This window comes from Alicyclobacillus tolerans (assembly GCF_900142255.1).
Lineage (GTDB): Bacteria > Bacillota > Bacilli > Alicyclobacillales > Alicyclobacillaceae > Alicyclobacillus_I > Alicyclobacillus_I tolerans.
Genome location: NZ_FRAF01000001.1, coordinates 212,834 through 236,897 on the forward strand (window position 1 = coordinate 212,834; position 24,064 = coordinate 236,897).

Sequence of the window (24,064 nt, forward strand, 5' to 3'; positions counted from 1 at the left end):
GCAGGCGATGGGCAACTTGCACGCTCTTTGTTCATTCAGATAGGCAACCTGCCTATTCGGTTTCTGTTCCCGGAAACTTCTGATGGCTGTTTCGCTTTGCCACTTCATTGGCCAAGTAGAGAGAAAGTGCATCTTCAAAGCGGCGTACATCATATCCAGTAGATTCGCGCAAACGCTCAATTCGATTGAGCAGCGTATTGCGATGGACAAACATTCTGCGTGCTGCCTCACTGACATTCAAATGAGCCTGCATCATAGCTTGCAAAGTTCCCGCCAAATCGGGTGGCAGAGGAAATGGATACCCATTGACTCGTGAAGAAGCAGCATGTAAAAGCAATCGGTCATAGGAGCCATCAATCGACATCAAAGTGAGATATGGCAAACCTTCCGCAAAAGTCAGCAGCCGCTGCTGCGCCTCCTGTTGGTGACGCTGCACAAACCATTGGTGGACCATTGCCAGACTGAGAATAGCACGCTTGGTCAGCCGTGCATCATCCATGCGCTCCGAGACCAATACACGTACCGTCAAAAGTGCATCCGACTCCAATGCAGCAATCACGCTATAGAGCAATTGACAGAGACTTGTCCGCTCACTTTCCTCTCCATCTGCCAAAGGAGAGCCCAGTAACTGAAACCCCGTATCCAAAGATGACAAAGGTTGCGCCAACAGCAGAGCTGATTCTCCTTGCTCAAACCAATACATCCAATCGGGAGAGAGATGGGCCAGTATAATTTCTTCCGTCAATTGACGTATTTCATCTTCTAAAACACCTGGTTTCATTTGAAACCAGAGCAAATAAGCCGGTACCAAAGTATCCAATTTATCCTCGTCTTCCACCTTTATGGTTGACCAACGCTCTATGAGCGCTGGTAACGTTAACAAGTTGGCCTCTGTTAACCAAACATGGGGTTGAAAAGATTTTCTCCCCATTCCGACCCGGGCACGAAACAGACGACGAGTCTCTTCTATCGCATTGCGCAAGGATGCCGTCAGATATTGATTTTTCACCACCAACCAGACATCGTCATCAAAGGCAAAGAACGATTCCTCACTGGAAAGTGACTGTTGGCTTCTGGAAGCAGCAGAAACCCAGCGATACTCCGCCTGCGCAGCCTGCAACCAGTACTCCAGCAAAGGTTTCAACTCATTCCACAAGCATTTCACCCCCATGAATTAGGCCATCCCAACAAATGTACGATTCTATCGACAGTAATCGACCCAAGGATTCTATTAAACATGATACAATGAAGGACATTCAATACAACATGAAGCATTGCAAGTTCCTTGCTCCCAGTGTCAGCGGGTTTCTTTTTCAACGGACTTGTGTCTTTGCTTCCTCCGAGACCACTACTTTTACAAGGAGGCATCATTTTTTATGGAAGTCCATAATGGTGCAGCTATCTCTCTCATTTTCCGCCTTGAGTTGAATACAAACGTCACGTCTTTTGCACGCGTGGCAAGCTTGGTTGGTGACAACGGCGGAGACATCATCGCTGTGGACGTCATTCGCGTCAGCAAAGAGACCATGGTCCGCGACGTCACCATTAATGTAAATAATCGCGATCACGGTCATAAAATTGCATCGCTTCTCAATGAAGAAAACGGTATTACAGTGGTTGCTGTATCAGACCGGACTTTCCTTGTCCATCTGGGCGGTAAAATTGAAGTAACGCCAAAACTTCAAGTGAAAAACCGCGACGATTTAAGCCGTGTATACACGCCACATGTTGCTCGTATTTGCGAGGCTATTCACGAAGACCCATCAAAAGCGTTCCAGTTGACCATCAAGCGCAACACGGTGGCTGTGGTCTCGGACGGCACGGCAGTCTTAGGTTTGGGAGATATTGGACCTCGTGCCGCAATGCCTGTCATGGAAGGGAAAGCCATGCTCTTCAAACAATTCGCCAATGTTGACGCTTTCCCCATTTGCCTGGATACAAAAGACCCTGACGAAATTGTCTCTATTGTCAAAGCTATTGCACCAGCATTTGGCGGCATTAATTTAGAAGACATCGCTTCACCACGTTGTTTTTACATTGAAGAAAAATTGAAACAGGAATTGGATATCCCCGTTTTCCATGACGATCAGCATGGCACAGCTGTTGTACTTTTGGCTGGTCTTATTAACGCCACCAAAATCGTCCAAAAACCGATGGAATCTCTGAAAGTTGTCGTCGTAGGAATTGGTGCTGCAGGTGTAGCCTGCACAAAAATGATGCTTGCGGCAGGAATCAAAAATATTCTCGGCGTAACTTTGGAAGGCGTTCTTCATCGCGGCAAAACGTATGAAAACGACATATGGAATTGGTATGCTGAACATACCAATCCAGAAAACGTTGAGGGCGATCTCGCCAGTGCCATTCAGGGGGCAGACGTTTTTGTTGGTGTATCTGGCCCAGGCGTCCTCAAAGTAGAACATATTAAGAGTATGGCCAAAGATCCCATTGTTTTTGCCATGGCTAATCCAACACCTGAGATTCAACCTGAGTTAGCTGCGCCGTACGTGCGAGTACTAGCTACTGGTCGTTCGGACTATCCGAACCAAATCAATAATGTGCTCTGCTTCCCTGGTATTTTTAAAGGCGCATTGCAAGCACGAGCATACACCATTAACGAAGAAATGAAACTGGCAGCGGCGCACGCCATTGCCAACAGTGTTAAGGACGAAGAATTGACGGAAGACTATATTATTCCTTCTGTATTTAATACGCGCGTAGTCAAAGCTGTTTCTGACGCTGTGGCTAAAGCAGCAGTCGCTTCAGGAGTGGCACGACGCGAATCCATATCGGCAACCTACAACTTTTAACAATCCTCTGAAACGGGGCTGCCCATAAGCCATCTCGATAGATTATGGGCAGCCCCAGCCAGGAAATCCAAAAACATCTGAAAACCTGCACGACTAAAATTAAATTCTTTATTTTACGTCTTGCTCACCAAGGAAGACACGTGTATGCTTGCGTCTGTAGATTGTAAGGAAGGAACGTGAGCACCTTGGTGTACAGACTAGCGTTTTTCTTATCCCTCTTTGGCATGTTCACGTTTGGCGCGATCGACATGACACGCGGTGTAGCAGCGCCACTCATGCAATCAGGATGGCATCTCAGTTACTTACAACTAGGCTATTTATTTACCATCAACTCTCTCGGCTACTTGCTCGGTTCCTTTATCGCCGGCTGGATTCTTGATAGATTTGGCATATCTGCTTGTTCAAAAGCAGGTGCACTGCTTTCCAGTATGGGTCTTATTGGCGTTTTACAATCTCCAAACTATGAACTAGCCATGGTTAGTTTCGCTTTTGTCGGCACTGGTACAGGTGTATTGGAAATTGGTGTCAACGGCATTGTACCCTTAATTTCTAGAGAACCTTCCGACAATTCACGTCGTTTCAATACCTTGCACGGTTTCTACGGTGTAGGTTGTGTCATATTCCCAGTTCTTGCTGCCTGGCTTATGCATCGCAGCGGTAACTGGCAAAGTGGTTACTGGCTCACATCTGCTTTAATGGTAACCCTATTTCTTGCAACGCTTTTCTTTCCATATCGCAAAGTCGCCCCCAGCAAAGAATCGCCTGTAAAAAATACTTTGAAAGTGACAAAGCAGCATTCCCCGTGGCGTAGCCCTGTTTTTTTTGGCTTTGCTACTGCACTTACCGTCTATGTCATGATCGAAAGCGGGCTGGCTTCTTGGCTGCCCACTTATATGGTACATGTACACAGAACAACCCTTCATGTAGGCTCACTCTACTTAACAGGCTTCTATTTTTTGTTCACCTGTGGTCGCTTGAGCGGACAGTTTTGGGTACATCGCTTAGGAGAATACCGCTCCATTTATTTGGCTGGAAGTCTCTTGTTGCTCAGTCTCTTAGTGACTGTATGCTTCCCATCCACAACCGTCCTCCTTATGGTAGCTGGAGCCGGATGCTCCGTTATCTTTCCAACTGTTGTGGCTATTGCGAGTCACGCATTCCCACGCAATGTAGGAACAGTCTTAGGAATTCTCTTTACAGCAGCTGGCATTGGCAGCCTGGCTATTAACACCATCATTGGTTTTTTGGCAACAGAACTCGGACTGCAAAAAGCGTTTTGGATTTTCCCGTTACTGGTTGCCTTTGTGCTTCTCTCAGTACTGGCTACTCATTTGCTTGATAACCGTCGGCGCACAGCAATTGAAATGGCCATAAGAGACACAGCCGATTATCCTATATAATCTATGGATGCGGCTTAACCATCGGCCCGATGCATCAACCCGCTGTGCTTCTGCTTCAATTCTTTTCTTCCAGGGCATCGCGAATGTCTTCCAGACAATCTGTGATCATAGCGTCAACTCCTGCACTTGTCAGTTTTTGCGCTGCCTCTCGGTGATTGACTGTATAGACATGAACTCGTATGCCCTGGGCTTGTAGGATCTCAAGCGTGGACAGGTCAAGCAGCCGATAGTCCGGATGGTAAGCGTTTGCCTTCCAATGTTTCATATAAACCCATGGTTGATGAATTGGCTCTGCTACCAGAAGACCTGTCTGAGCTTGAGATTCCATTTCCTTTAAAATACATAGCAAAGGGTGCTGAAAAGACGAAAAAATAACTTTCTCCAACATTCGATATTGCTTTACCAAGGATAAAACACGTTGTGCCAGTCTGTCATAGGACGGATTGCCCCTACTCCTTTTCAATTCCAGATTGACAGTCATATACGGCGCCCGCTTTACAACCCAGTCCAAAACTTCTTCCAAAGTAGGAATGCGGCAGTCAGAAAACTCTGCACCTTTCCAACTTCCCGCATCAAGTTGTCGAAGTTCATGAGAACTTTTTTCTTCCACCCATCCTCTACCATTCGTAGTGCGTTCCAATCTATTATCATGGATAATGACAGGCACACCATCACCGCTCAAGTGGACATCCAGTTCTATACCATCCGCACCATGAATGCTTGCTTGTTCAAATGCAAGCATTGTATTCTCCGGGTATTTTAAAGAATATCCTCTATGCGCCCAAATTTGTGTACGTTTTTCCAATGGATTTCCTCCACTACCAGGATATAATCACAGCTACATCTATGATAGTACGCCATTATGAAGATCTCGTAAAAAAAGAGTTCATCTTGAGAATTTTGGGCAAAATGTACATATCCTTGCGAAGAAATCAGGCATGTTTTTGAGGAATGAAAGGAGGGAATGGTATCGTAGACAAGCTGGAAAGTGGCATGATTCATCTGCAGGAGCAATTGCGTCTTCCATCCGGCCAACCTGTTCCGACAAAAACAAGCTCAAATACGATACAAGAAAATACGGATACATTAACAGAAATTTTAAAAGCCTGGAAAACTACGATTGAGCAGACCGATCCTGCTATTCACGTCTGCCTCAATCCTACGGTTGGAGTCAACAGTTTGCTGATAACGGACGATTTGGCTGCATGTACTGTGACACTCACAATGCTGGAAGGAACTGAAGATGTCAAACTTACCGTAAACAATGGTAAGTGGTCAGATCGAGGACAAGCTTGGTCCGATGAACAAATACTCTATCAGGGACCGATCCATCAGTCTTTTTTAAACGAAGCGTTTTTACCCGTTTGGCTAACCTGGTACAAACAAGCCCTTATTGATCGCCGCCGAAAGCACGGCTTGATGTCAGATAACCTGTAACTTCTCTCTTCAACTGTATACAACAGCAAAAAAGTGGCAGAAAGACGTTACGCGTCCCTGCCACATACTGAAATGAACGGATCGTCCAATTTTAATTAAAGAGCGAACTGCTATTTCCGCCAGAAACTTGCGGCGTTATGAAAGGATTGCTGTTCTGGTTACTTTGACTGTTGTTTCCACCTATATCAGTTGTATTTGGTGATTTCAACTCACTCAGTTTTACGTGTAAGGTCTCTTTTTTCGAACCGTCATAAACCGTCAACGTTACAACGTCTCCTGGTTTCATACCAAATAACTCTGTACGCAAATCAGCAGCATCTGTAATTTGATGACCATTCAAAGCCACTATAACATCGCCCACTTTTAAGCCAGATGCTTGAGCGTACGGTGTATCCACCGACTGCACATACACGCCGTAATCTACAGGAACATTCGGCCAATACGGTTGAGGAACCGACTGCAACGACATTGCTGTGATACCAAGTGCCGGGTGTACAGCATGACCTGTGCGAATAATTTCAAACGCTATTTCTTGCACTTCATTGGAAGGAATGGCAAAACCCATACTCTGAAATCCTTGAGCCACAATTTTGCTGCTGTTTATGCCCATGACCTGCCCCTGCAAATTCAGTAATGGACCCCCACTGTTGCCAGGGTTAATGGGCGCGTCTGTCTGAATAACCGGTTGATAATCAAGAATTTGTTGAGAATTGGGCTCTTCCACTGGCATATCGCGATTAAGACCACTGATGATGCCGGATGTCACAGTTTCCGAGAAATTTAAACCACCCGGTGTACCAATGGCCACAGCAGGTTCTCCAACCTGTAAATGATTCGAGTTGACAAATTGTGCTGGCTGTACACCTGCAAATACTTTGCTAGGCACCTTGAGCACGGCCAAATCGGTATAGGGATCTGTCCCAACCACCTGTGCTTTGACAGTTTTACCATTACTCAATACAATCTGTACACCTGCTCCACCTTGAACGACGTGATTGTTCGTCACAATATAGGCTGTATTTTGATGTTGATAGAAATATACACCCGATCCGATATCCGATTGCTGGAGAGTAGACTGATTGCTGAACGGATTCTGGACCGAATCATAATTGACCACTGCCACAACATCAGGTTTCATTTTTTTTGCAACTTGAGTAATAGCACTGTTTACATTGACATTAATATTCTCTGATACGGGTGCTACATTAGGAGTTGAACCATAGGGTAGAAAGGAACCCGTATTGTTACTATTTTGCGTATTTAAAAATGACGAAAAGGCAAAAGTAGCTCCGCTACCGACAAGTGCCGAGAGTATGACAACGCTTGCCCATTTTCCCACAGAGCGAATTGTGCTGCCAGTAGCTTGCAGGTGTTTTGGCTCTCTATCACGATAGAAACCCATCACAACTCCTCCTCGCTTTGCGGTTCTGACTGTGCGCTTTTCATAAACTCTAAATAGAGGTTTTGTAAGCCTTGAGGGCTAATGAACTACAGTCTCGAACCATCACTTTCAACGTCTTACAGTATAGACAGACTTTCTTGAAATACTCTTGAAAGAAGCCTTTTGATTTGTTTTTTTCTACATTGAATTCAAAAATAGCCTATGTAAAAATTGTTACTTCAGAGGAAATTCATTTCCGCTTCATAAAAAAATCCCCGCATACCACAAGGGTACACGGGAACTGTGGGTAAAAAGAAACTGGCTTACATGAATTAACCTTCTAGCAACAGTGATTCAGGGTCTTCCACCATGTTTTTCACGGCTGCCAAAAATCTTACAGCCTCACTACCATCGACAATGCGATGATCGTAAGACAGCGCAATGTACATCATGGGACGAATCTCCACTTGCCCATTGACAGCAATTGGACGATCTTTAATACCGTGCATGCCCAAAATACCCACCTGCGGAGCATTTAAAATCGGAGTGGACATGAGCGAACCGAAAATACCGCCATTGGTGATGGTAAATGTGCCACCACTCAATTCCGCCAGCGTGAGTTTGCCTTCACGAGCACGTGCTGCTAATGAAGCAATTTCTTTCTCAATACCAGCAAAAGTCAACTTGTCCGCATCTCGAACTACTGGCACGACCAATCCTTCTCCGGTTGAAACAGCCACACCAATATCGTAATAGTGTTTAAGAATCATATCTTCGCCCTGAATCTCTGCATTGAGACGAGGGAATTGCTTTAATGCGCCCACTACAGCCTTGGTAAAGAATGACATAAACCCGAGTCCAACACCAAACTTGTCCTTAAATTCATCTTTGCGACGTTTACGAACATTCATAATAGCGGTCATGTCCACTTCGTTGAAAGTAGTCAACATGGCTGCTGTATGCTGAGCCTCTACCAGTCTCTTGGCAATTGTTTGGCGACGACGACTCATACGCACGCGTTCTTCCGGCTTTCCAGACACCGATGCTGATGAAGTTGTTGAGGGTTGTGCATCTGGAGCCTTGGTTTGCGTTTGAGGAGCGGAGGCTGATACGACAGTTTTTTGCAATTCTGCCACTGACACACCTTTTTCACGCGCCAATTTGCGAATGGACGGTGGCGCGTTTACATCTTCGCGCTGTGGAGCTGGCGAGTGCGCAGCTGTTGAAGTATTGGTTGAAGTCGCCGTGCTAGCTGCCGGTTGAACAGCTTGGGCAGCAGGTTCTGCCGGCTTGGCAGCCGTTTGTGTAGAAGGTGTAGCTGCCGATCCGTTTTCATCAATCACAGCAATAACTTCTCCAACAGTCACTGTATCCCCATTTTGTTTATTCACAGAAGCAAGTACACCAGACACTTCTGCCATGACTTCCAGATTTACTTTGTCGGTTTCCAACTCTGCAATGGCGTCGCCAGCATTGACTGTATCGCCGACATTTTTCAACCATTGGCTGATGGTGCCTTCTACAATCGATTCGCCCATTTCTGGTACGCGAACTTCTGCCATTTTGTCCAACTCCCTCTCTCCATCACAATCCATCGTCAGTAATATTGGCTATTAGTTGAGATTGCTTATTCCGTCCATAAAATACTCTGTTTACGCCAAAACGCGCCCTGTCGAAGGAACCATTGCCTGTTCCAGAATTGCTTTTTGCATTGCTGTATGCATACCAGCTTTACCTTCAGCAGGACTGCAACGCTCCGGACGACCACAGTAACGAAGCTCCACTTCTTTGGAAAGCAGATTCAGCAGACGTGGTTGTACATAAGACCACGCACCCATATTCATAGGCTCTTCCTGCAGGAAGACGACTTCTTTAAGATTTTGCAACTGCTGTAACTGTGCCTGAATCTCTTTTTCCGGGAAAGGATACAATTGTTCGAGACGCAAAACACGCAAATCTTCAACTTTCTGTTTAGTTTCAGACAAGGCAGTTTCAAATTCCACAGCTACTTTACCTGTGCAGACAACCAGACGACGAACATCCGCATCAGGCAATTCCTGTCCCGCTGTTAACAACAAAGGTTGGAAGCCGCCTTTAGTAAACTCTTCCCAAGCAGAAGCCGCATGAGGATTACGCAATAGACTCTTTGGCGCCATCACAATCAAAGGTCGCGGCTCTGACTGTAAGCGGCGAGCTTGATCTCTTAACAAATGGAAATACTGTGCGGCGGTTGTAGGATAAACCACACGCCAGTTATTTTCAGCCGAAAGCGACAAATAGCGTTCCAAGCGAGCACTTGAGTGTTCTGGACCTTGACCTTCATATCCGTGCGGTAAGAGCAGAACCAATCCTGAAGGTTGTTTCCATTTGGAATAGCCCGCTGAAATAAACTGGTCAATAATCCCCTGTGCCGTATTGGCAAAATCTCCATACTGCGCTTCCCACAGAACCATCGTTTCTGGAGCCAATACGTTATATCCATACTCAAAACCAAGTACACCCATCTCTGACAAAGGCGAATTATGGATATCAAAACTGGCTTTAGCACCAGATAAATCATGGAGCGGACAATAACTGGAACCCCCATTCATATCATGCAAAACCAAGTGGCGTTGACTAAAGGTACCCCGCTCAGAATCCTGTCCAGTCAGTCGGATAGGTGTTCCCTCGCGCAAAATAGTAGCAAAGGCAAGCGTTTCTGCATGTCCCCAGTCTACTGCACCATCTTTTTCAAATGCCTGCAGGCGACGTTGAAGAATGCGATGCAACTTAGGATAGGGTGTGAATGACTCCGGAAATTGCAGCAATTCTTGATTGATTTGCATCAATTCGTCTTTACTGACACCCGTTTGAGCAGGCGGCAACAGTTCCGCAGCCATACCATTGTCGGCCTCATCTTCCGTTACCTTAGCCACATCAGCATAAGCATTTTTCAACGTCTGCTGGATACGGGCCACATACTCATCCGCTTCACCCTGCCGTATGACTTGGTTGGCCTCGAGACGCTTTGCGTAGATCTCACGCACACGTGGATGGGCATTGACTTTCTCGTATAAAAGCGGTGAGGTTACAGACGGATCGTCACCTTCATTGTGTCCCCAACGGCGATAGCCAATTAAATCAATCAAGAAATCCTTATGAAATTCAGCACGATAGGCATGTGCCAAACGTACAGCGAATAAACAAGCTTCTGGATCGTCCGCATTGACATGCACAATGGGAATCTCATAACCTTTGGCCAAATCGCTGGCATATCGCGTCGAACGACCTTCCTGGGATGTGGCCGTAAATCCGAGTAAATTATTTGTAATAATATGAATGGTTCCACCTGTGCTGTACCCAGCGAGTCGAGACAGATTCAACGTCTCAGCCACAACACCTTCACCGGGAAACGCCGCATCACCGTGTACCAGTATCGCCAGTGTGGAATCCACATCTTGCTGTGGAGTCCCCGGACGTTGACGGTCATCCTGAGCTGCGCGGGCAAAACCTTCGACAACCGGATCGACAAATTCCAGGTGACTAGGATTATTCGCCAATACCAAACGTACGGACTGCGCGCCTTCGCCATTCATGGTGCGCGTTCCGCCTAAATGGTACTTGACATCACCTGACCAGCCAAAGTTGATACCCGTAGAACCTTCAGAAGGGACAAGTTCCTTATTGACGGCAGTATGAAATTCTGAGAATATTTTGGCATAAGGCTTTTGCAACACATGTGCCAATACATTGAGTCTACCGCGATGCGCCATGCCAATCATGACGTTTTTCGCACCTTTAGCTATGGCGTTGCGAATAATTTCATCCATCATGGGCACAAGAGCATCCACGCCTTCGATGGAAAATCGTTTCTGCCCCACAAATGTCCTGTGCAAGAACGTCTCAAACTCTTCAACTTCTGTGAGACGTTCAAGAAGTTGTTTCTTCTCATCTGAACCAAGATGGCAAGAAGCTTCATTTTGTTCGACAAACTTGCGTAGCCACTCCCGTTCACGCGGACGGTGAACTTGAGCAAACTCAAACGAAATGTTGCCCGTATAGAGCGACTTCAGCCAGAGAAAAGCGTCCCACCCGGTTTCCACAGATGCTGGCGCGTCTGGCAAAACCATTTGCGCTGGAATAGAACGCATATCCTCTTCACTTAAGCCATGATAGGCTGGGTCGAGTACAGGGGTATCCACTTTCTCAGGTTGGAGCGGATTTGTTTCTGCAAGCAGATGACCATACTCCACAACATTGCGCAACAATTCATGTAAAGCGACGACTTTCTGAATCGCATAAGCGGATCCAGCCGCCGATTGGCTCTCACCAACATGCTCCTCGCTGGTTGGCAACGGCGCCCCATGCGTCGCAAAAAATTCCCGCCATGAAGCGTCAACAGCATCTGGATTGGTTTTGTACAACTCGTACATCTCGGCAGCATAACCAAGATTTGGACCATAGAAGCTCCGCCATGACGTTGTGTCAGTTTGTCTGCTGGGATCCTGCATTGAAGCGTCCTCCTCATGAGCGACTCCTAAAATTACACCTTGACTATTGTACCATAACCGTACATTCCATTCCCAAATTCCCTGCGTCAATTTGCACAAAAATCGTGACAGAACTGCTACTATAGATAACATCAAGAGATGGCGAGATTGCGAAGGAGGAGACTGAATCTTGCAAAATCGTTGGACATGTGTAAACGGAAAACTTCTTCCGACTGAAGAAGCGCTGTTGCCTGTAGAAGATCGGGCGCTGCAATTTGGTGATGGTGTTTACGAAGTTATCCGCCTTTATCGCGGTACACCATTTGCTCTTAAGCAACACTTGGCCCGACTTTCCGCTTCATCCGCAGCTATTATGCTCGACTATGGGTGTGTGGAAAACGAACTGCAAGCTTCTCTTGAGGCAATTTTACAAAAAGCCAGCGGCCAGGACGGTCAGATCTACATACAAGTCACACGGGGCACTGCCATACGAAATCATCGATTTCCTGAGCATACCCGTCCTAATGTCATATGTACATTCTCTCCTCTACCCGCAAAGAACGCTATTCAACTACTAAAAACGGTCACACTTCCAGATGAACGCTGGATGCACTGCAACATTAAAGCCACCAGTTTGCTTCCCAATATTCTGGCTAAAGAGAAAGCGTATCGGCATGGTGCGGATGAAGCCATTCTTTATCGTTCTAGCGAACATATCACAGAAGGAAGCAGTTCTAACATTTTTATGGTTCAATCAGGAACGCTCATTACGCATCCAGCAAACCAATGGATTTTAAACGGGATTACTCGCCAATACGTACTGGCTTTAGCGAAGTCCTTACAAATCCCTTATGAAGAAAGGGTTTTTTCTTTACAGGAATTACTTAACGCTGATGAAGTCATCGTCACATCAACTCTGCAAGAAATTGCCGCTGTGGTAGAGATTGATCATCATCCTGTACAAAACGGGTGTGCAGGTCCATTGACGCGGCGATTACACGAAGAATTCATGGGCAGTCTGAGCACAGAATGGTTTTGGGAGCATGCCATATGAGTCAAACTTGCCGAATTTGCGTTTTTCCTGGAGCACAAAATTTACCCCTTTGGTATATGCAAAAAAATTTCCCGGAGACTATGCTGGATTTGCAATACACTTCATCCCGTGATGAACAGTTTCAGCTATTAAACGACCGACAGGTTGACTTGATTTATACCGCTCCCGACAACCTGCTGCAAGATGATGCAAAAGATATAGAAATGATTCACCCAGCAGCGATGATGCCGCTCTATCTCATGGCAACTCCGGGCTTTCGAGAACGCCAGCGACTGGCAGTTGATCATCCTGCGAGCGGCTATGCCCTCATTGCTTATCAGGCAGTTCAGAGTATAGGTTTGTCTCTGCAAGATATAGAAGTTGTCTCCGCTGGAGGCACACGTCAGCGATATGAAGCAATGTTGCACGGTAAAGCAGAACTTGGTTTACTGCACGCACCATTTTCCAATCTGGCACAGGCAAACGACTGGTTTATTCTTGCTGCACCTTCTCTGGACGATCCGTTACTGGTTGCGGCATGTCTTTCTGAACATAGACATTCGCCTCTGATTGAAAATTTTTTAAATCAATACCAACAGGCAGTTGAAAAGATAGTCCAGCCAGAAACAATGGAAACATGCGAGCAACTATTGCAACAACACATGTCCAATCTATCTCCATCCAGCATCCAGTCCATCGCAGTTGATATTCGCTCACAGCTTGAACGATTGCCAACAACACTCAACAGCGATGAACAATCCGCATGGCTGAATCGCCTCTGGGAACGAAGAAAACATGCCAAATGGCCTGAGCGGATCGCCCATTAAATTTCCTGTTCAAGGGCAAAGGCCAGAACCACATTTTGTATAAGGAGCTTCCTCATCGCATACACTACACCCGCTTGTCATTCATGCGATAAGGAGGCTCCCTATGCAACCTTTGACGGCTAAAGAACTTGAATATATCGTGGATAGCATGTCCAATGAAGATTTGCTTCTTAAGCAGAGTGTCATTGCCACAGGACAGGCTAAAAGTCAGGTATTGCAAAATTTCTGCAACCAATTGCAAGATCGTCACGCAAGACACTATCAACATCTGCTAGACGTTCTTCAACAGCATGCTCCCTTAGCGCCTTCACAGAGCCAAAGATAGGAGGAATGGAAGTGTATCCGCAATCTCCCAATCCCTATACACAAACATCAATGGCAGCGAATTCCTGGATGGAAGATCAGGATTTGGCATATACCGTTTTGGCAGATTTGAAACGCGTCTGCCGCGAATACACAACAGCCGCTACAGAATCTAATTGTCCAGCAGTGCGGCAAATGTTTGTCAGTCTTTTAAACGATTCACTTCAACTTCAGGCCGAACTCTATCACCTGATGCAACAGCAAGGTTGGTATAACACATCATCACCAGCGATACGCAGCGAATTAGACAAGCAGGTACAGCAGTATCGCCAGTCTGAGCAAAAAACGCGTCAATGGGCTCAACAGCATAGGTCACAGCCACAACAACCCATCCCACCAAACCAGACTTCCGCATATACTCCTCTGTATCCTAACGGTCACTATCAATAAATCGCTGTCTATCATGAACGCTTCTTACAACCATCGCCCAGACATGGTGTCCTATCAGATTTTAAGATGGGAATAAACTGCCTTGCCCTGTCTGGGCATCTTTGAAGATTCTATTCTCTACGATCGACCCGTTCTTGAATTCATAGAATGAAAACCTACTGTTCCGTTCCAGTCACAAGAAAAATATCCTTCTTCTCAGCCATTGCTGTACGCGCGCAAATTTCCAATCCTTGAACAATCATCTCCAAACTCATAGAAGGTTCCGAACGCTGCACGGTCTGCTCGGGTAAAAAGGGAATATGAACAAACCCGCCGCCTCGTATATGTGGATATTGTGTCGCCAAAAGATGCATCAACCCATAAAAGAGATGATTGCATACATAGGTTCCAGCCGAATAGGAAACGGAAGAAGGTATGCCTGCGTCGCGCATAGCTTGAACCATAGCTTTAACAGGCAGACTGCTCCAATAAGCTGTAGGTCCATTTTCCACTATCGGTCTATCGATGGGCTGTTGTCCTGCATTGTCCGGAATACGCGCATCGTCTAGGTTAATCGCAATTTTTTCTGGAGTCATGTGCATACGTCCACCCGCTTGACCTACACAAATCACTATCTCTGGATGGATATCTTCAATCGCTTGCTGAAGTATTTCTATGCTTCTATGAAATTCAGTAGGAATAGCTACTGCTTGTAAAACAACTTCGTCACCGTTCAATTCAAATGTTTTCCCCTGTAGACAGCGTGTTGCTTCCATGGAGGGATTGACAATATCTCCGGCGAATGGTTCAAAACCAGTCAATAAAACAAATTTCCGCAAAACAACCAGACCTTTCTGAGCAGAAATTCTTGCATCTTCATGAAAGCGTATACGACAAATATAAGTTTACCATGTCTGAATGAACTCCAAACCCTATTAAAAGATTTTTTGCTCCTCTTGATATTCTTTCAACATTTCAACAGCTTCGCGGAAACGCAAAGCATGAATAATTTCCCGCTCTCGCAAAAATTTTAGACTGTCTTGAATATCGACATCATCTGTTGAATCAATCATCCATTGGTAAGTAGCACGCGCCTTTTCTTCAGCTGCAATATCTTCATATAAATCAGCAATCGGATCGCCCTTGGAAGCGATATAAGCCGCTGTCCAAGGCACACCGCCTGCATTGGTGTAGAATAAAGACGGACCATGATTGAGAAAGTGAGGTTGCAAACCTGCCTCTCTCATTTGCTCAGGTGTGGCATCTTTCGTTAATTTATAAATCATTGTCGCAATCATTTCGAGGTGGGCAAATTCTTCTGTCCCAATGTCGGTAAGAAGCCCGATCACTTTATCTGGAATGGTATATCGCTGGTTTAAATAACGCAGAGCTGCTGCTAATTCTCCATCTGAACCGCCATACTGTTCCATCAATATTTTCGCCAGACGTACATCACATTTTCCTACACGTACAGGATATTGCAGTTTTTTCTCATATATCCACATGAAACCACCCCCGTTGCAGATACTGTCAGGGATGGATATGCGAAAATAGTTTGTACCTATGCAAATTATCATAGCAAAAATAAGTTCGATCACGATTTTTCATCATGTTAGTTTGATATTGAAAGCGAGTGAATGAAAATGACTACGCTGTTCTTTGTCAGACACGGCGTAACTGAAGAAAATCTCCAATATACGCTCATCGGGCATACGGACCCTTCTTTGCACCCACAGGGTATAGAGCAGGCCCATCAAGTTGCAAAAACATTAATGAATGAGGAAATAGAAGCGGTGTATACTAGTCCTCTCAAACGCTGCCTGGAAACTGCCGAATGTATTGCTCAAACACACCATTCATTACCTGTACAAATTTGTCCTTCACTGCAGGAGATAAACCTTGGTATCGTTGATGGTATGTCTTCCTTTCTCGCCTACGAACGTTATCGTTCTTTACTCGATGAAGCACTAGACGAGTCTCTTACCGATTTTGCGTTTCCAGGTGGGGAACGAAGAAGCGAAGCATTGCAAAGGTTCCATACAGCTCTGAATAAGATCTGCTCACGCCATCCTCATGGTCATATTTGTGTTGTGACACACGGTGGTCTGTTAGGACTCTGGCTAGCTACTCTGCATGGAGATTCATTAGGTCGTTTTAGGCATTGGCAACCTCGTCATGGTACCATCACACGAGTTGAACGAAAGAATGACTCTTTTCTGCTGATTGACAACCGCTAAAAAGCTTGTAATGCTTGATTCAATGCGTTCCATAAGCTCTCATTTGCAGAATGTGTCTGAATAGCTACTCGTATATCCCTTTCTGACAACGTAGCAAAGTCATGACAGCGCCGAACAAATATCCCTTCTGCTTCAAGACGTTTCAATATTTTGTGCACAGGTATGTTTTCATGGAAACGAAATAGAAAATAATTCACGCTTGGCATAAACAGATGTCCAGCATTTGAGCTGCCCCAAGTAGCTAAAATATACTGCTGTTCATGGGACAGCCAATTCCAGGTAGCTTCAGAAAATGCTCTATCTTGGTAAGCTGCTGTTGCAGCTGCTTGAGCAAGATGATTGACACTCCATCTGTCTCGGTTATGCTCGATTCGATTAGACAATTCTCGATGGGCGATGCCATAACCAAATCTCAGTCCTGGAATGGCATACATTTTAGTGGCGGATCGAACCACAACCAAATTGGGCAGGTGGATCACCTGACGCATCAATGTCCTGTTCTCTTCATCCAATCGAAAGTCCATAAACGATTCGTCCAAAAGTACTGTAACTTCTTTTCTACAGAGCATGGGCAAAGAAGCCGAGAATTCTTCCTGGCGCCAACAATATCCTGTTGGATTATGCGGGTTATTGATAATCAGCAAATCTCCCTTCATGGAAGTGTCCGCAATTTCCAAGAGAGTATTCTGCAAAGAAGTATTTCCGATTGTTTTTTCCATCACTTTTGCGCCCGCTCGATATGCTGCCTGACGATATTCGGAAAAGGCAGGTTCCAGAATCCAGACGCGTTTCGGACTGAGTGACCGGATAGTTAAATCAAGGATCTCTGAAGCTCCATTCCCGCAAAATACTCCATAATCTTCTGATAAGCCGTATTTGCTGCGTATGGTTTCAATGACTCGAGATTGACGCGCGTCTGGATAATGACGAATTTCTTTTAATGCATCCTGAATTGCAGACATCACACTGCTTGGAGGACCAAGTGGATTAATGTTAGCGCTGAAATCAAGCAGTTCTGTCAAGCTTCTGCCACTCTGCTCTGCATATTCATAAATTCGCCCTCCATGCATGGACAATCTCTCCTATCGATTGAAAAATACGAGTAACATCCACCCAACCCATTCAACAATTTCATTTAAAGCCCCATAGGTATCGCCTGTGTTGCCAGCAAATTTTTTGAACATCCATCCATTAAAAAGTAAAACGACGAACACGGAAACAAGCCATAACCAAAAGACTTCCTGGATAGGCAAGAGCAAAACAGATAACAACAATGTCATACATGTGGCTACCAAGGTCACCCAAAAAGGAAGTTTTCGAGAAAAAAACCATCCTAGTCCTTCCTGACGAGCTGAAGGGAAAAACGCCATAGACCATACCATACTCAATCTGGAGAACATGGGGACAACCACAAAATAACCCAAATAGGGAGGAGATAAACTAGATAAAGCAGAAAACTTGCCTATCAACAATAAGAGTGCCGCCACTGCCCCCATGGCACCAATACGGCTGTCTTTCATAATCTCGAGCGCAATTTCACGAGAGCGTCTGCTACCTAGTGCATCAGCTGTATCCATCAAACCATCTAAATGGAGAGCTCCGGTGAGCCATGTATAGAGCGTAAGCGATATCGCACTCGCTGCCATTGAGGACAAATATCTGGAGAAAAACCAATCTGAAAGCCAGAGGACACCCCCCAATAACCCTCCGATGATTGGAAACCAAACTACACTTTTGCGAATATCTTGTTCAGAAACGTTGTGAATTTCAGGCGTAGGTACAATGGTTGTAAATTGAAAAGCCAGAAGGAGCCATCTCACAATCGCCATATCAGAACTCCTCCAAGTGCAGTCAACATCAGCAAGATAAGGCATGTAACTTGAATGATGCGAATCACACGTACAATATCTTTGGATTCCAAAGAACGAGTGGGATTCCCAAGCAGAGCGCGATGGGATGGAACACCCCCATAATAATTCACGCCCCCTAACTGTAGGTCTAAACCACCCGCTACCATGGACTCAGCGATTCCACTGTTTGGACTGGGATGTTTACGGGCATCGCGAAACATTATTTTCCATGCCCGACGCGCATTGTTTCCTGTTAATCCAATAGCTATCCACAAAAGCACAGCCGTAAACCGCGCCGGGATAAAATTGAGAAAATCGTCAAACCGGGCTGAGGCCCAGCCAAATTCTTGATATCGTTCATTTTTATAACCGACCATAGAATCCAGCGTATTAGTTGCACGATAAAGCATCGCCAGCGGAGCTCCACCTATACAAGCGTAAAAAACGGGCGATACAATGGCATCCACAATATTTTCCGCAAGCGTTTCGACAGTTGCTCGCAATACTTCGACTTCTGACAGATTTTCAGTATCCCTACCGACAATTTTGGCAACCTCATTACGCGCGGAATCTAGTCCTTCCTTTTGCAATCGGTGCAGAACGCCCCATCCAGCATCCTCCAAACCTTTCCAGGCGATAGTCGTAGCAATGACGAAAACATTGATGGCTACAGCTAACCAGAATATGTAGTGGTAGAGAAGAAAAAGTAGGCAAGCGAATGGAACAGAAGCTATCAAAAGAGTTGATAAGGTCAATAGTATTCCTTTTATCCGTTGCATCTGTCGAGAATGACCGGGGGTATTCCATCTTTTCTCAAACCAGGCAATATATTTGCCTAAAATAATAACGGGATGCGGAATCCAATGCGGATCTCCAATGATCCTGTCCAAAACTAACGCTAAGAAGGTTATGAAAAATAAATTCATGGGAGAGTAACCTCTATACTTTTTAAGTCAATTGGGATTCCAGCCACAACCCAGATTGCTTTTTCAGCGTCTCTGGCCATCCTTTGGTTTATCCAACCAAGACTGTCTCGATACTGTCTTGTGAAAGAATCCATTGGGACAATACCTTGTCCCACTTCACTAGAGACGATAACTACCGGTTGCTTCCGTTCCTTCATAGCAAGAAGCAAATTTTCACTGCGTCGACGTATCTCATCCTCGTCACAACCATCCAGAAACATCCAATTATTCAACAATAAAGACAAACAATCAATGAGCAACACATTCGACGTTTCACACGTTTTCAGCCATTGTTCTAATAAAAGAGGCACTTCTACAGTTTCCCAAGTATCCGGACGCTCTTGGCGATGGCGATCAATACGTGTCAGCATTTCTTTATCACTGGCTTGTGCGGTTGCCACATAAGTCACATTGAGTGAATGGCGATGGGCTAAACCTGCAGCTAAACGTTCTGCATATGCGCTTTTACCACTTCTGGCACCACCAAGCACCAAAAAAAATCCCATTTTGACCGTACTCCTTTACGCCAAATCATAAATCACTGGCTCACAACGGAGTACCAGCAAATCTTACACATTCAATTCTCCCGTAATGCTATGAGAATGTCTGCGATTCGTCAAGCATATGCCTCTAACGCTTGTCCATTGTCGAAACCATTACATTTTCACCAGTGCAAGCTAATCAGGCATAGACTAAAACCGTCCGGAAAATGCTCTATATGTCATTTTAAACTATAGAGAGGAGGACTATCATTGACTGTTTCAAAAATCGCTCCTAAAATCAGCATCTTACTCTGTACGTATAACCACTCATCTTCTTTGAGAACAGCTTTGCAATCCGTCATCAATCAAACTTTTCCGGATTGGGAGTGTTTAGTAATTGATGACGGATCGACCGATGAAACCAAACAAGTCTTACAATCATTTCAAGACTCTAGAATAACTGCTTGCCACTTAGAAAAAAACCGTGGGAAGTCTTGGGCGCTCGAACAGGCTAGAAATATAGCGCGTGCAAATATCTGGATAGAACTTGACGATGACGATTGGCTTGCCCCTGAAGCGGCCGGCAAAGTATTTCAATACTTTTCCCATCTTCCGGAGGACGTGGCCTTACTCACGTCATCTTATACATTATGGTCTTTCGACAAGGTCAGAGGCATGGTCTATCGTCGAGCCATGGCAGCTTACCCTATTTTCATATTGCCTACACGCGCTTCAGTTCCTATTCCTCGATGTTATCGCCGCTCAGCAGTGGAACAAGCAAGAGGTTGGTCAGAGTGGCTAGCTTATGCTGAAGGCCGCTTTTTTGAAGATGCTTTTCTGACAACCGTTCTCCTCCAACAATATCAAATTGCTCGTTGCAATGACGTGCTCTATCATCGCGTCCTGCATCGAAAAAGTAACAGCCAACAAGCAAAAAATCTTTATTCATCGCTTTTCAGTGCATATTTTAGCCAGTACCCAAATCGCCAAATCCAACCTTTTGTTCCTGAGAATTGGAAATTTTACGCCAACACACGCACATAATCAATTTGTGCATCGTTCAATATTACCTCAGTTGACTGGCCATACACTGTAGATTCTTCAATAACAATGACCGTTTCTGTTACTTCTTTCAACGTTCCTTCATAATACGACGGGTTAACTGCAACTTCGATTTGGTTGCCAATAAATTTCCTTACCATCTCTTGAAATGTCATTGTCTTCACTCCTTATGCATAAACAGCGCTGATTTTGCTATACGGAACTATCACGACATCACTATTCTGTTCTATTAATTGCACTGCATTGATACCTGCAATTTGAACTGTACCTGTCAAACTGCCGGAAGGTGTAACAACAGTGACCGTCGAGCCTTTGTGTTGTTCAAAAAAACTGCGCAAGGCTGGGTTAGCTGCTAAGCCACTTTCCAATGCCTGCCTAATAAAACGAATTTGTTGTTCTAAAGCTACAATTTGTCCTTCAATGAACATGCGTCCTGGTATACGCCCTGTCAATTCATGAACTTCGCCTTCTAAGTGCCGCAATCGAACTCTTTCTTCTGCCAGTTCTCTTTGAATTCTGTGGACAACATGTTCAAGATGCTTAATCTTCATCTTTACTCTTCTTCGAAAGCGCGGAAAATGTTGCAACGATTGCACTTCCAGTTTGACCATGTTCAACTCTCCTTGAAAGTAAATTTTTTTCTTTTACATTATTCCAATGATTGAATCAATGAATGGGACAGTCGTTGGATATATTCCAAAATAGACTCTCCGAATTCCTCATCCGCCTGATCAATTCACTCTACCCATGCTTCCAAGACAGGGTTCTCATCCAGGATAGATTCATAGTGTTCACGTGGACAAAATTCTGAATCGGGATCGCGCTGAATGTAAAACTCGTATTTGCGTCTCGTTTCTTCGAGAGTTCCAGCATACCCAAAATGACGAATGCGAAGGTCTGATTTTTTGCCTGGAAAATCGGCTATGACATTCTGAGGAATACTGCCACCGTGTAAAGCTTGCGGATTCCATGTATATTTTGATCCGGGAAGATAGCGAAACAGCCTCGGACCATATTGTACGGGAGCCCATAATTTATCCACTCTGTAGTGCGTCATAGAATGCCAAAAATGATAGAAGCGGAATGCGTACCAATCCCATCGTGCTTGATTGATCATAGAACGAACCTCTTGTTTAAATCTCTCTTCAAACATTTCATCTGCATCAATAGCTAGAATCCAGTCAGGTTTCGTGGCCAGAGTGCGATAAAAAAGCTTCATTTTCAAGTTTCGTTCATTGACTCCAAACATGGATTCATTGGAAGTAGCGAGTGAAACCACTTTGGAATAGGACCTGCATATCTCTACCGTTTCATCGGTAGACCCATCATCCAAAATTACGATTTCATCTACATATTCCGATAAATCATTAAGAACCATACGCAGATAGCGATGAGCTTCATTTTTAACTTGCATCATGGCGGTCAATTTGTTTCCTGATGACTTCCTGCCTGCCATATTCCTACTTCCTCTCCTGGGTGTTCTGCCCAATTTGTCTTCCATTTCTTTTCAAAATAGTTTCGACTGTTTTCAAACCATTGCCGCAGTTGACGGTGATTTCGACTACTCCCGCCAACATCATGACGAATCACACTTTGCGGACAATAAACCACCCTGTATCCATGCCAGCGAGCGTTTATCGAATAGTCAGTTTCTTCGAAGTAAAAAAAGTAGTTCTCGTCAAACAAGCCCAGTTCGGACAACAAATCTCTGCGTATCATGTACAGTGCGCCACAGACACTGAGACAATCTTCTTGTTCATTGTAGAGATGGAGTCCATTGGGTTCTAAATAACCTCGAGGTTGGTGATCAAAAACAGTGCCAAATACTCCAGCCGCTGTAATTCTTCCTTGTCCATCTATCATTTTAGGTCCCACAACGGCTATGTTAGGATCAGATTGTATACATGCCATTAAGGGTTCAAGCCATCCTTCCTGCACCATCACGTCGCTATTGCATAAAACGATATAAGGACTGTTCCCTTGCAAAATACCTTGATTGCATGCACGTGCATAGCCGAGATTTCGAGTATTTCTTAATACTTGCAGATGAGGAAAACTGTTCTTCTTCAAAGCCTGTACTGACCCATCCTGACTGCCGTTATCCACCACATATATTTGAAATGGTAGAGAAGTGTGTTTATAAATCAACTGTAAACATTCTAAAAGGAGCGAACGCGTATTGTAGCTCACCACAACAATATCCACTAATTTTTCCAAAGCAACACATCCTTTGCCAAATGACTCCTCATCTATGCTACCTTACGCATCCTAAGAAAAATGGGACACGGCAAATAGGACCTGCTCACCATCCCAATAACGGAGATGAACAGATCCTGTCCTGACCGATGCTCTTTAGTTCAGCATGGGTGTACAGATGAAGAAGGACGGAACGCTCCTACTGACTCCCTGACCATTAGTTGATAAGGAAAAATATCTTTCAGGGAATGGGAAACTCCTTGTATTTGTTGCAATAGCAATTGCATCAATCGCTGACCAATCTCTCGCTTTGGCAGGTGAACTGTTGTTAAAGAAGGTGTGACAAGCGCTGAAATCTCAAGATTGTCTACACCTGCAACAGATACATCTGCTGGTACTCGCAAACCCGCTTCTTGCAATGCACGCATAGCACCGATGGCCAAAAGATCTGTTGAGGCTGCAACTGCCGTAAAACCTTGCTTACTTTGCAAAATTTTTTTCATTACTGTATACCCTGTTTGCAACGAGTCTTGCCACTCTGGTATTAACGTGACATGCTTCTCAGCATCCAGGCCAGCTTCCTGCATCGCTTGCCGATAGCCAAAAAGTCTTGGATTTTCCCACTCCTGAGATGAATCATGACCAAGAAATAGAATCTCCCGATGACCTTGCGACAATAAAAAATGAACCATTTCTCGCATAGCGTTTTGCAATTGAACATAGACAGCCGGAACAGGCGCTTCTCCTCGCCAATCCCAATAAACTACTGTCGGCAATGCTTCTTTCACCTGTTCAAGGCGGACAAATTTGCTTAACTCTACAGGTGAAAGCACAATTAATCCACCATAAAAACCTTCTTCCAGCACACGGCGATAATCGCGATCGTGAAAATTAGCGTTATAGAGAGAAAAGGTATAACCATTTTGAAAGGCTACTTCTTCAATCCCCAAAACTACTTCTCCATAAAAAGGATTAGTGATACTATGCGTAATGCACGCTATCTCTTTCTTTTGCCGCGTTCGCAAAACACGAGCAAACTTATTCGGTACGTAATGATAAAATTCTATTGCCTCTAAAACTCGTTTACGTACGTCAGCAGCTACGTAACCATTGTCATTGATGACTCGTGAGACAGTGGTAGGCGAAACGCCTGCTCGCTTTGCGACGTCAATTCTGGTAGCCAATC

25 protein-coding genes are annotated in these 24,064 nt (G+C 44.9%); 9 read left to right on the forward strand and 16 right to left on the reverse strand.

Annotated elements, in window-relative coordinates:
• Positions 1-52: 52 nt before the first annotated feature.
• A complete protein-coding gene (locus tag BUA75_RS01075) occupies positions 53-1,156 on the reverse strand; it encodes a PucR family transcriptional regulator (RefSeq protein WP_072872707.1) in 1,104 nt (367 codons plus the stop codon).
• Between the two features lie 220 nt (positions 1,157-1,376).
• Between BUA75_RS01075 and BUA75_RS01080 the strand changes: the two genes are divergently transcribed.
• Together BUA75_RS01080 and BUA75_RS01085 are read left to right on the forward strand one after the other, a co-directional pair.
• The gene (locus BUA75_RS01080) at positions 1,377-2,807 is read left to right on the forward strand and encodes an NAD-dependent malic enzyme (protein WP_072872708.1); all 1,431 of its coding nucleotides are present in this window, start codon (positions 1,377-1,379) and stop codon (positions 2,805-2,807) included.
• Positions 2,808-2,983: 176 nt separating this feature from the next.
• Positions 2,984-4,207 (forward strand): MFS transporter, encoded by a 1,224-nt coding sequence (locus BUA75_RS01085; RefSeq protein WP_165611916.1) that lies wholly within the window; start codon positions 2,984-2,986, stop codon positions 4,205-4,207.
• Positions 4,208-4,262: 55 nt separating this feature from the next.
• Here BUA75_RS01085 and BUA75_RS01090 read toward each other — a convergent pair whose 3' ends face one another.
• Positions 4,263-5,012 (reverse strand): glycerophosphodiester phosphodiesterase, encoded by a 750-nt coding sequence (locus tag BUA75_RS01090; protein WP_072872710.1) that lies wholly within the window; start codon positions 5,010-5,012, stop codon positions 4,263-4,265.
• 146 nt (positions 5,013-5,158) lie between these two features.
• On the opposite strand from BUA75_RS01090, the gene BUA75_RS01095 reads away from it, so the two are divergent.
• The gene (locus BUA75_RS01095) at positions 5,159-5,644 is read left to right on the forward strand and encodes a hypothetical protein (RefSeq protein ID WP_129583468.1); all 486 of its coding nucleotides are present in this window, start codon (positions 5,159-5,161) and stop codon (positions 5,642-5,644) included.
• Between the two features lie 91 nt (positions 5,645-5,735).
• Here BUA75_RS01095 and BUA75_RS01100 read toward each other — a convergent pair whose 3' ends face one another.
• The 3 genes from BUA75_RS01100 to BUA75_RS01110 all read right to left on the reverse strand — a co-directional run bounded on the left by BUA75_RS01100 (position 5,736) and on the right by BUA75_RS01110 (position 11,515).
• On the reverse strand, positions 5,736-7,046 hold the full coding sequence (locus BUA75_RS01100; RefSeq protein WP_072872712.1) for a S1C family serine protease: 1,311 nt from the start codon (positions 7,044-7,046) through the stop codon (positions 5,736-5,738).
• 311 nt (positions 7,047-7,357) lie between these two features.
• The gene (gene odhB, locus BUA75_RS01105; protein ID WP_072872770.1) at positions 7,358-8,587 is read right to left on the reverse strand and encodes a 2-oxoglutarate dehydrogenase complex dihydrolipoyllysine-residue succinyltransferase; all 1,230 of its coding nucleotides are present in this window, start codon (positions 8,585-8,587) and stop codon (positions 7,358-7,360) included.
• A gap of 90 nt (positions 8,588-8,677) precedes the next feature.
• Positions 8,678-11,515, reverse strand: coding sequence for a 2-oxoglutarate dehydrogenase E1 component (locus BUA75_RS01110; protein WP_072872713.1), 2,838 nt, complete (start codon positions 11,513-11,515; stop codon positions 8,678-8,680).
• A 169-nt stretch (positions 11,516-11,684) separates the two neighbouring features.
• Here BUA75_RS01110 and dat point away from each other — a divergent pair, with 169 nt between their 5' ends.
• The 4 genes from dat (at position 11,685) to BUA75_RS01130 (ending at position 14,107) form a co-directional block, all read left to right on the forward strand.
• Positions 11,685-12,548 carry a D-amino-acid transaminase gene (dat, locus tag BUA75_RS01115; protein ID WP_072872714.1) on the forward strand — a complete coding sequence of 288 codons (864 nt, stop codon included), beginning with the start codon at positions 11,685-11,687 and terminating at the stop codon, positions 12,546-12,548.
• Positions 12,545-13,354 (forward strand): substrate-binding domain-containing protein, encoded by an 810-nt coding sequence (locus tag BUA75_RS01120; RefSeq protein ID WP_072872715.1) that lies wholly within the window; start codon positions 12,545-12,547, stop codon positions 13,352-13,354. The genes dat and BUA75_RS01120 overlap by 4 nt, the downstream gene beginning before the upstream one ends.
• Positions 13,355-13,457: 103 nt before the next feature.
• Complete coding sequence (locus tag BUA75_RS01125) at positions 13,458-13,679, forward strand: hypothetical protein (protein WP_072872716.1); 222 nt, start codon at positions 13,458-13,460, stop codon at positions 13,677-13,679.
• Between the two features lie 11 nt (positions 13,680-13,690).
• Positions 13,691-14,107 (forward strand): spore coat protein, encoded by a 417-nt coding sequence (locus BUA75_RS01130; protein ID WP_238413658.1) that lies wholly within the window; start codon positions 13,691-13,693, stop codon positions 14,105-14,107.
• Between the two features lie 155 nt (positions 14,108-14,262).
• On the opposite strand, the gene pcp is transcribed toward BUA75_RS01130, so the two are convergent.
• Positions 14,263-14,925: a pyroglutamyl-peptidase I gene (gene pcp / locus BUA75_RS01135; RefSeq protein WP_072872718.1), complete on the reverse strand. Its 663-nt coding sequence runs from the start codon at positions 14,923-14,925 to the stop codon at positions 14,263-14,265.
• Between the two features lie 96 nt (positions 14,926-15,021).
• Entirely contained in the window at positions 15,022-15,591 is a 570-nt protein-coding gene (locus BUA75_RS01140) for a manganese catalase family protein (protein ID WP_072872719.1), read from the reverse strand.
• Between the two features lie 138 nt (positions 15,592-15,729).
• Here BUA75_RS01140 and BUA75_RS01145 point away from each other — a divergent pair, with 138 nt between their 5' ends.
• Complete coding sequence (locus tag BUA75_RS01145; protein ID WP_072872720.1) at positions 15,730-16,323, forward strand: histidine phosphatase family protein; 594 nt, start codon at positions 15,730-15,732, stop codon at positions 16,321-16,323.
• Here BUA75_RS01145 and BUA75_RS01150 read toward each other — a convergent pair.
• The 4 genes from BUA75_RS01150 to cobU are packed head-to-tail and all read right to left on the reverse strand — an operon-like array spanning position 16,320 to position 19,644.
• A complete protein-coding gene (locus tag BUA75_RS01150) occupies positions 16,320-17,393 on the reverse strand; it encodes a pyridoxal phosphate-dependent aminotransferase (RefSeq protein ID WP_072872721.1) in 1,074 nt (357 codons plus the stop codon). The two genes, BUA75_RS01145 and BUA75_RS01150, sit on opposite strands and share 4 nt — an antisense overlap.
• Before the next feature lie 12 nt (positions 17,394-17,405).
• Complete coding sequence (gene cobS / locus BUA75_RS01155) at positions 17,406-18,152, reverse strand: adenosylcobinamide-GDP ribazoletransferase (RefSeq protein ID WP_072872722.1); 747 nt, start codon at positions 18,150-18,152, stop codon at positions 17,406-17,408.
• Positions 18,140-19,099, reverse strand: coding sequence for an adenosylcobinamide-phosphate synthase CbiB (gene cbiB / locus BUA75_RS01160; protein WP_072872723.1), 960 nt, complete (start codon positions 19,097-19,099; stop codon positions 18,140-18,142). The genes cobS and cbiB overlap by 13 nt, the downstream gene beginning before the upstream one ends.
• Positions 19,096-19,644, reverse strand: coding sequence for a bifunctional adenosylcobinamide kinase/adenosylcobinamide-phosphate guanylyltransferase (cobU, locus tag BUA75_RS01165; protein WP_072872724.1), 549 nt, complete (start codon positions 19,642-19,644; stop codon positions 19,096-19,098). Before cobU ends, cbiB begins: the two co-directional genes overlap by 4 nt.
• Positions 19,645-19,890: 246 nt before the next feature.
• On the opposite strand from cobU, the gene BUA75_RS01170 reads away from it, so the two are divergent.
• Entirely contained in the window at positions 19,891-20,664 is a 774-nt protein-coding gene (locus BUA75_RS01170; protein WP_072872725.1) for a glycosyltransferase family 2 protein, read from the forward strand.
• On the opposite strand, the gene BUA75_RS01175 is transcribed toward BUA75_RS01170, so the two are convergent.
• From BUA75_RS01175 to BUA75_RS01195, 5 genes are all read right to left on the reverse strand, one after another.
• Positions 20,643-20,837, reverse strand: coding sequence for a hypothetical protein (locus tag BUA75_RS01175; protein ID WP_072872726.1), 195 nt, complete (start codon positions 20,835-20,837; stop codon positions 20,643-20,645). The two genes, BUA75_RS01170 and BUA75_RS01175, sit on opposite strands and share 22 nt — an antisense overlap.
• Positions 20,838-20,849: 12 nt before the next feature.
• Positions 20,850-21,293 (reverse strand): hypothetical protein, encoded by a 444-nt coding sequence (locus BUA75_RS01180; protein ID WP_072872727.1) that lies wholly within the window; start codon positions 21,291-21,293, stop codon positions 20,850-20,852.
• Positions 21,294-21,418: 125 nt separating this feature from the next.
• Positions 21,419-22,096, reverse strand: a complete 678-nt coding sequence (locus BUA75_RS01185; RefSeq protein ID WP_207549676.1) for a glycosyltransferase — start codon at positions 22,094-22,096, stop codon at positions 21,419-21,421.
• A gap of 8 nt (positions 22,097-22,104) precedes the next feature.
• Positions 22,105-22,899: a glycosyltransferase family 2 protein gene (locus tag BUA75_RS01190; RefSeq protein ID WP_072872729.1), complete on the reverse strand. Its 795-nt coding sequence runs from the start codon at positions 22,897-22,899 to the stop codon at positions 22,105-22,107.
• Between the two features lie 140 nt (positions 22,900-23,039).
• Positions 23,040-24,062, reverse strand: a complete 1,023-nt coding sequence (locus BUA75_RS01195) for a LacI family DNA-binding transcriptional regulator (protein ID WP_072872730.1) — start codon at positions 24,060-24,062, stop codon at positions 23,040-23,042.
• Positions 24,063-24,064 lie beyond the last annotated feature (2 nt).

Bases quoted from the DNA above. Each gene is read 5' to 3' on its own strand.
- BUA75_RS01125 (WP_072872716.1), top strand. From the start codon at position 13,458: ATGCAACCTTTGACGGCTAAAGAACTTGAATATATCGTGGATAGCATG.
- BUA75_RS01180 (WP_072872727.1), bottom strand. From the start codon at position 21,293: ATGGTCAAACTGGAAGTGCAATCGTTGCAACATTTTCCGCGCTTTCGA.
- BUA75_RS01080 (WP_072872708.1), top strand. From the start codon at position 1,377: ATGGAAGTCCATAATGGTGCAGCTATCTCTCTCATTTTCCGCCTTGAG.
- BUA75_RS01185 (WP_207549676.1), bottom strand. From the start codon at position 22,096: ATGCAAGTTAAAAATGAAGCTCATCGCTATCTGCGTATGGTTCTTAAT.
- odhB (WP_072872770.1), bottom strand. From the start codon at position 8,587: ATGGCAGAAGTTCGCGTACCAGAAATGGGCGAATCGATTGTAGAAGGC.
- cobU (WP_072872724.1), bottom strand. From the start codon at position 19,644: ATGGGATTTTTTTTGGTGCTTGGTGGTGCCAGAAGTGGTAAAAGCGCA.
- BUA75_RS01140 (WP_072872719.1), bottom strand. From the start codon at position 15,591: ATGTGGATATATGAGAAAAAACTGCAATATCCTGTACGTGTAGGAAAA.
- BUA75_RS01145 (WP_072872720.1), top strand. From the start codon at position 15,730: ATGACTACGCTGTTCTTTGTCAGACACGGCGTAACTGAAGAAAATCTC.
- BUA75_RS01100 (WP_072872712.1), bottom strand. From the start codon at position 7,046: ATGGGTTTCTATCGTGATAGAGAGCCAAAACACCTGCAAGCTACTGGC.
- BUA75_RS01150 (WP_072872721.1), bottom strand. From the start codon at position 17,393: ATGCATGGAGGGCGAATTTATGAATATGCAGAGCAGAGTGGCAGAAGC.
- cbiB (WP_072872723.1), bottom strand. From the start codon at position 19,099: ATGAATTTATTTTTCATAACCTTCTTAGCGTTAGTTTTGGACAGGATC.
- cobS (WP_072872722.1), bottom strand. From the start codon at position 18,152: ATGGCGATTGTGAGATGGCTCCTTCTGGCTTTTCAATTTACAACCATT.
- BUA75_RS01175 (WP_072872726.1), bottom strand. From the start codon at position 20,837: ATGACATTTCAAGAGATGGTAAGGAAATTTATTGGCAACCAAATCGAA.
- BUA75_RS01120 (WP_072872715.1), top strand. From the start codon at position 12,545: ATGAGTCAAACTTGCCGAATTTGCGTTTTTCCTGGAGCACAAAATTTA.
- BUA75_RS01110 (WP_072872713.1), bottom strand. From the start codon at position 11,515: ATGCAGGATCCCAGCAGACAAACTGACACAACGTCATGGCGGAGCTTC.
- BUA75_RS01095 (WP_129583468.1), top strand. From the start codon at position 5,159: ATGAAAGGAGGGAATGGTATCGTAGACAAGCTGGAAAGTGGCATGATT.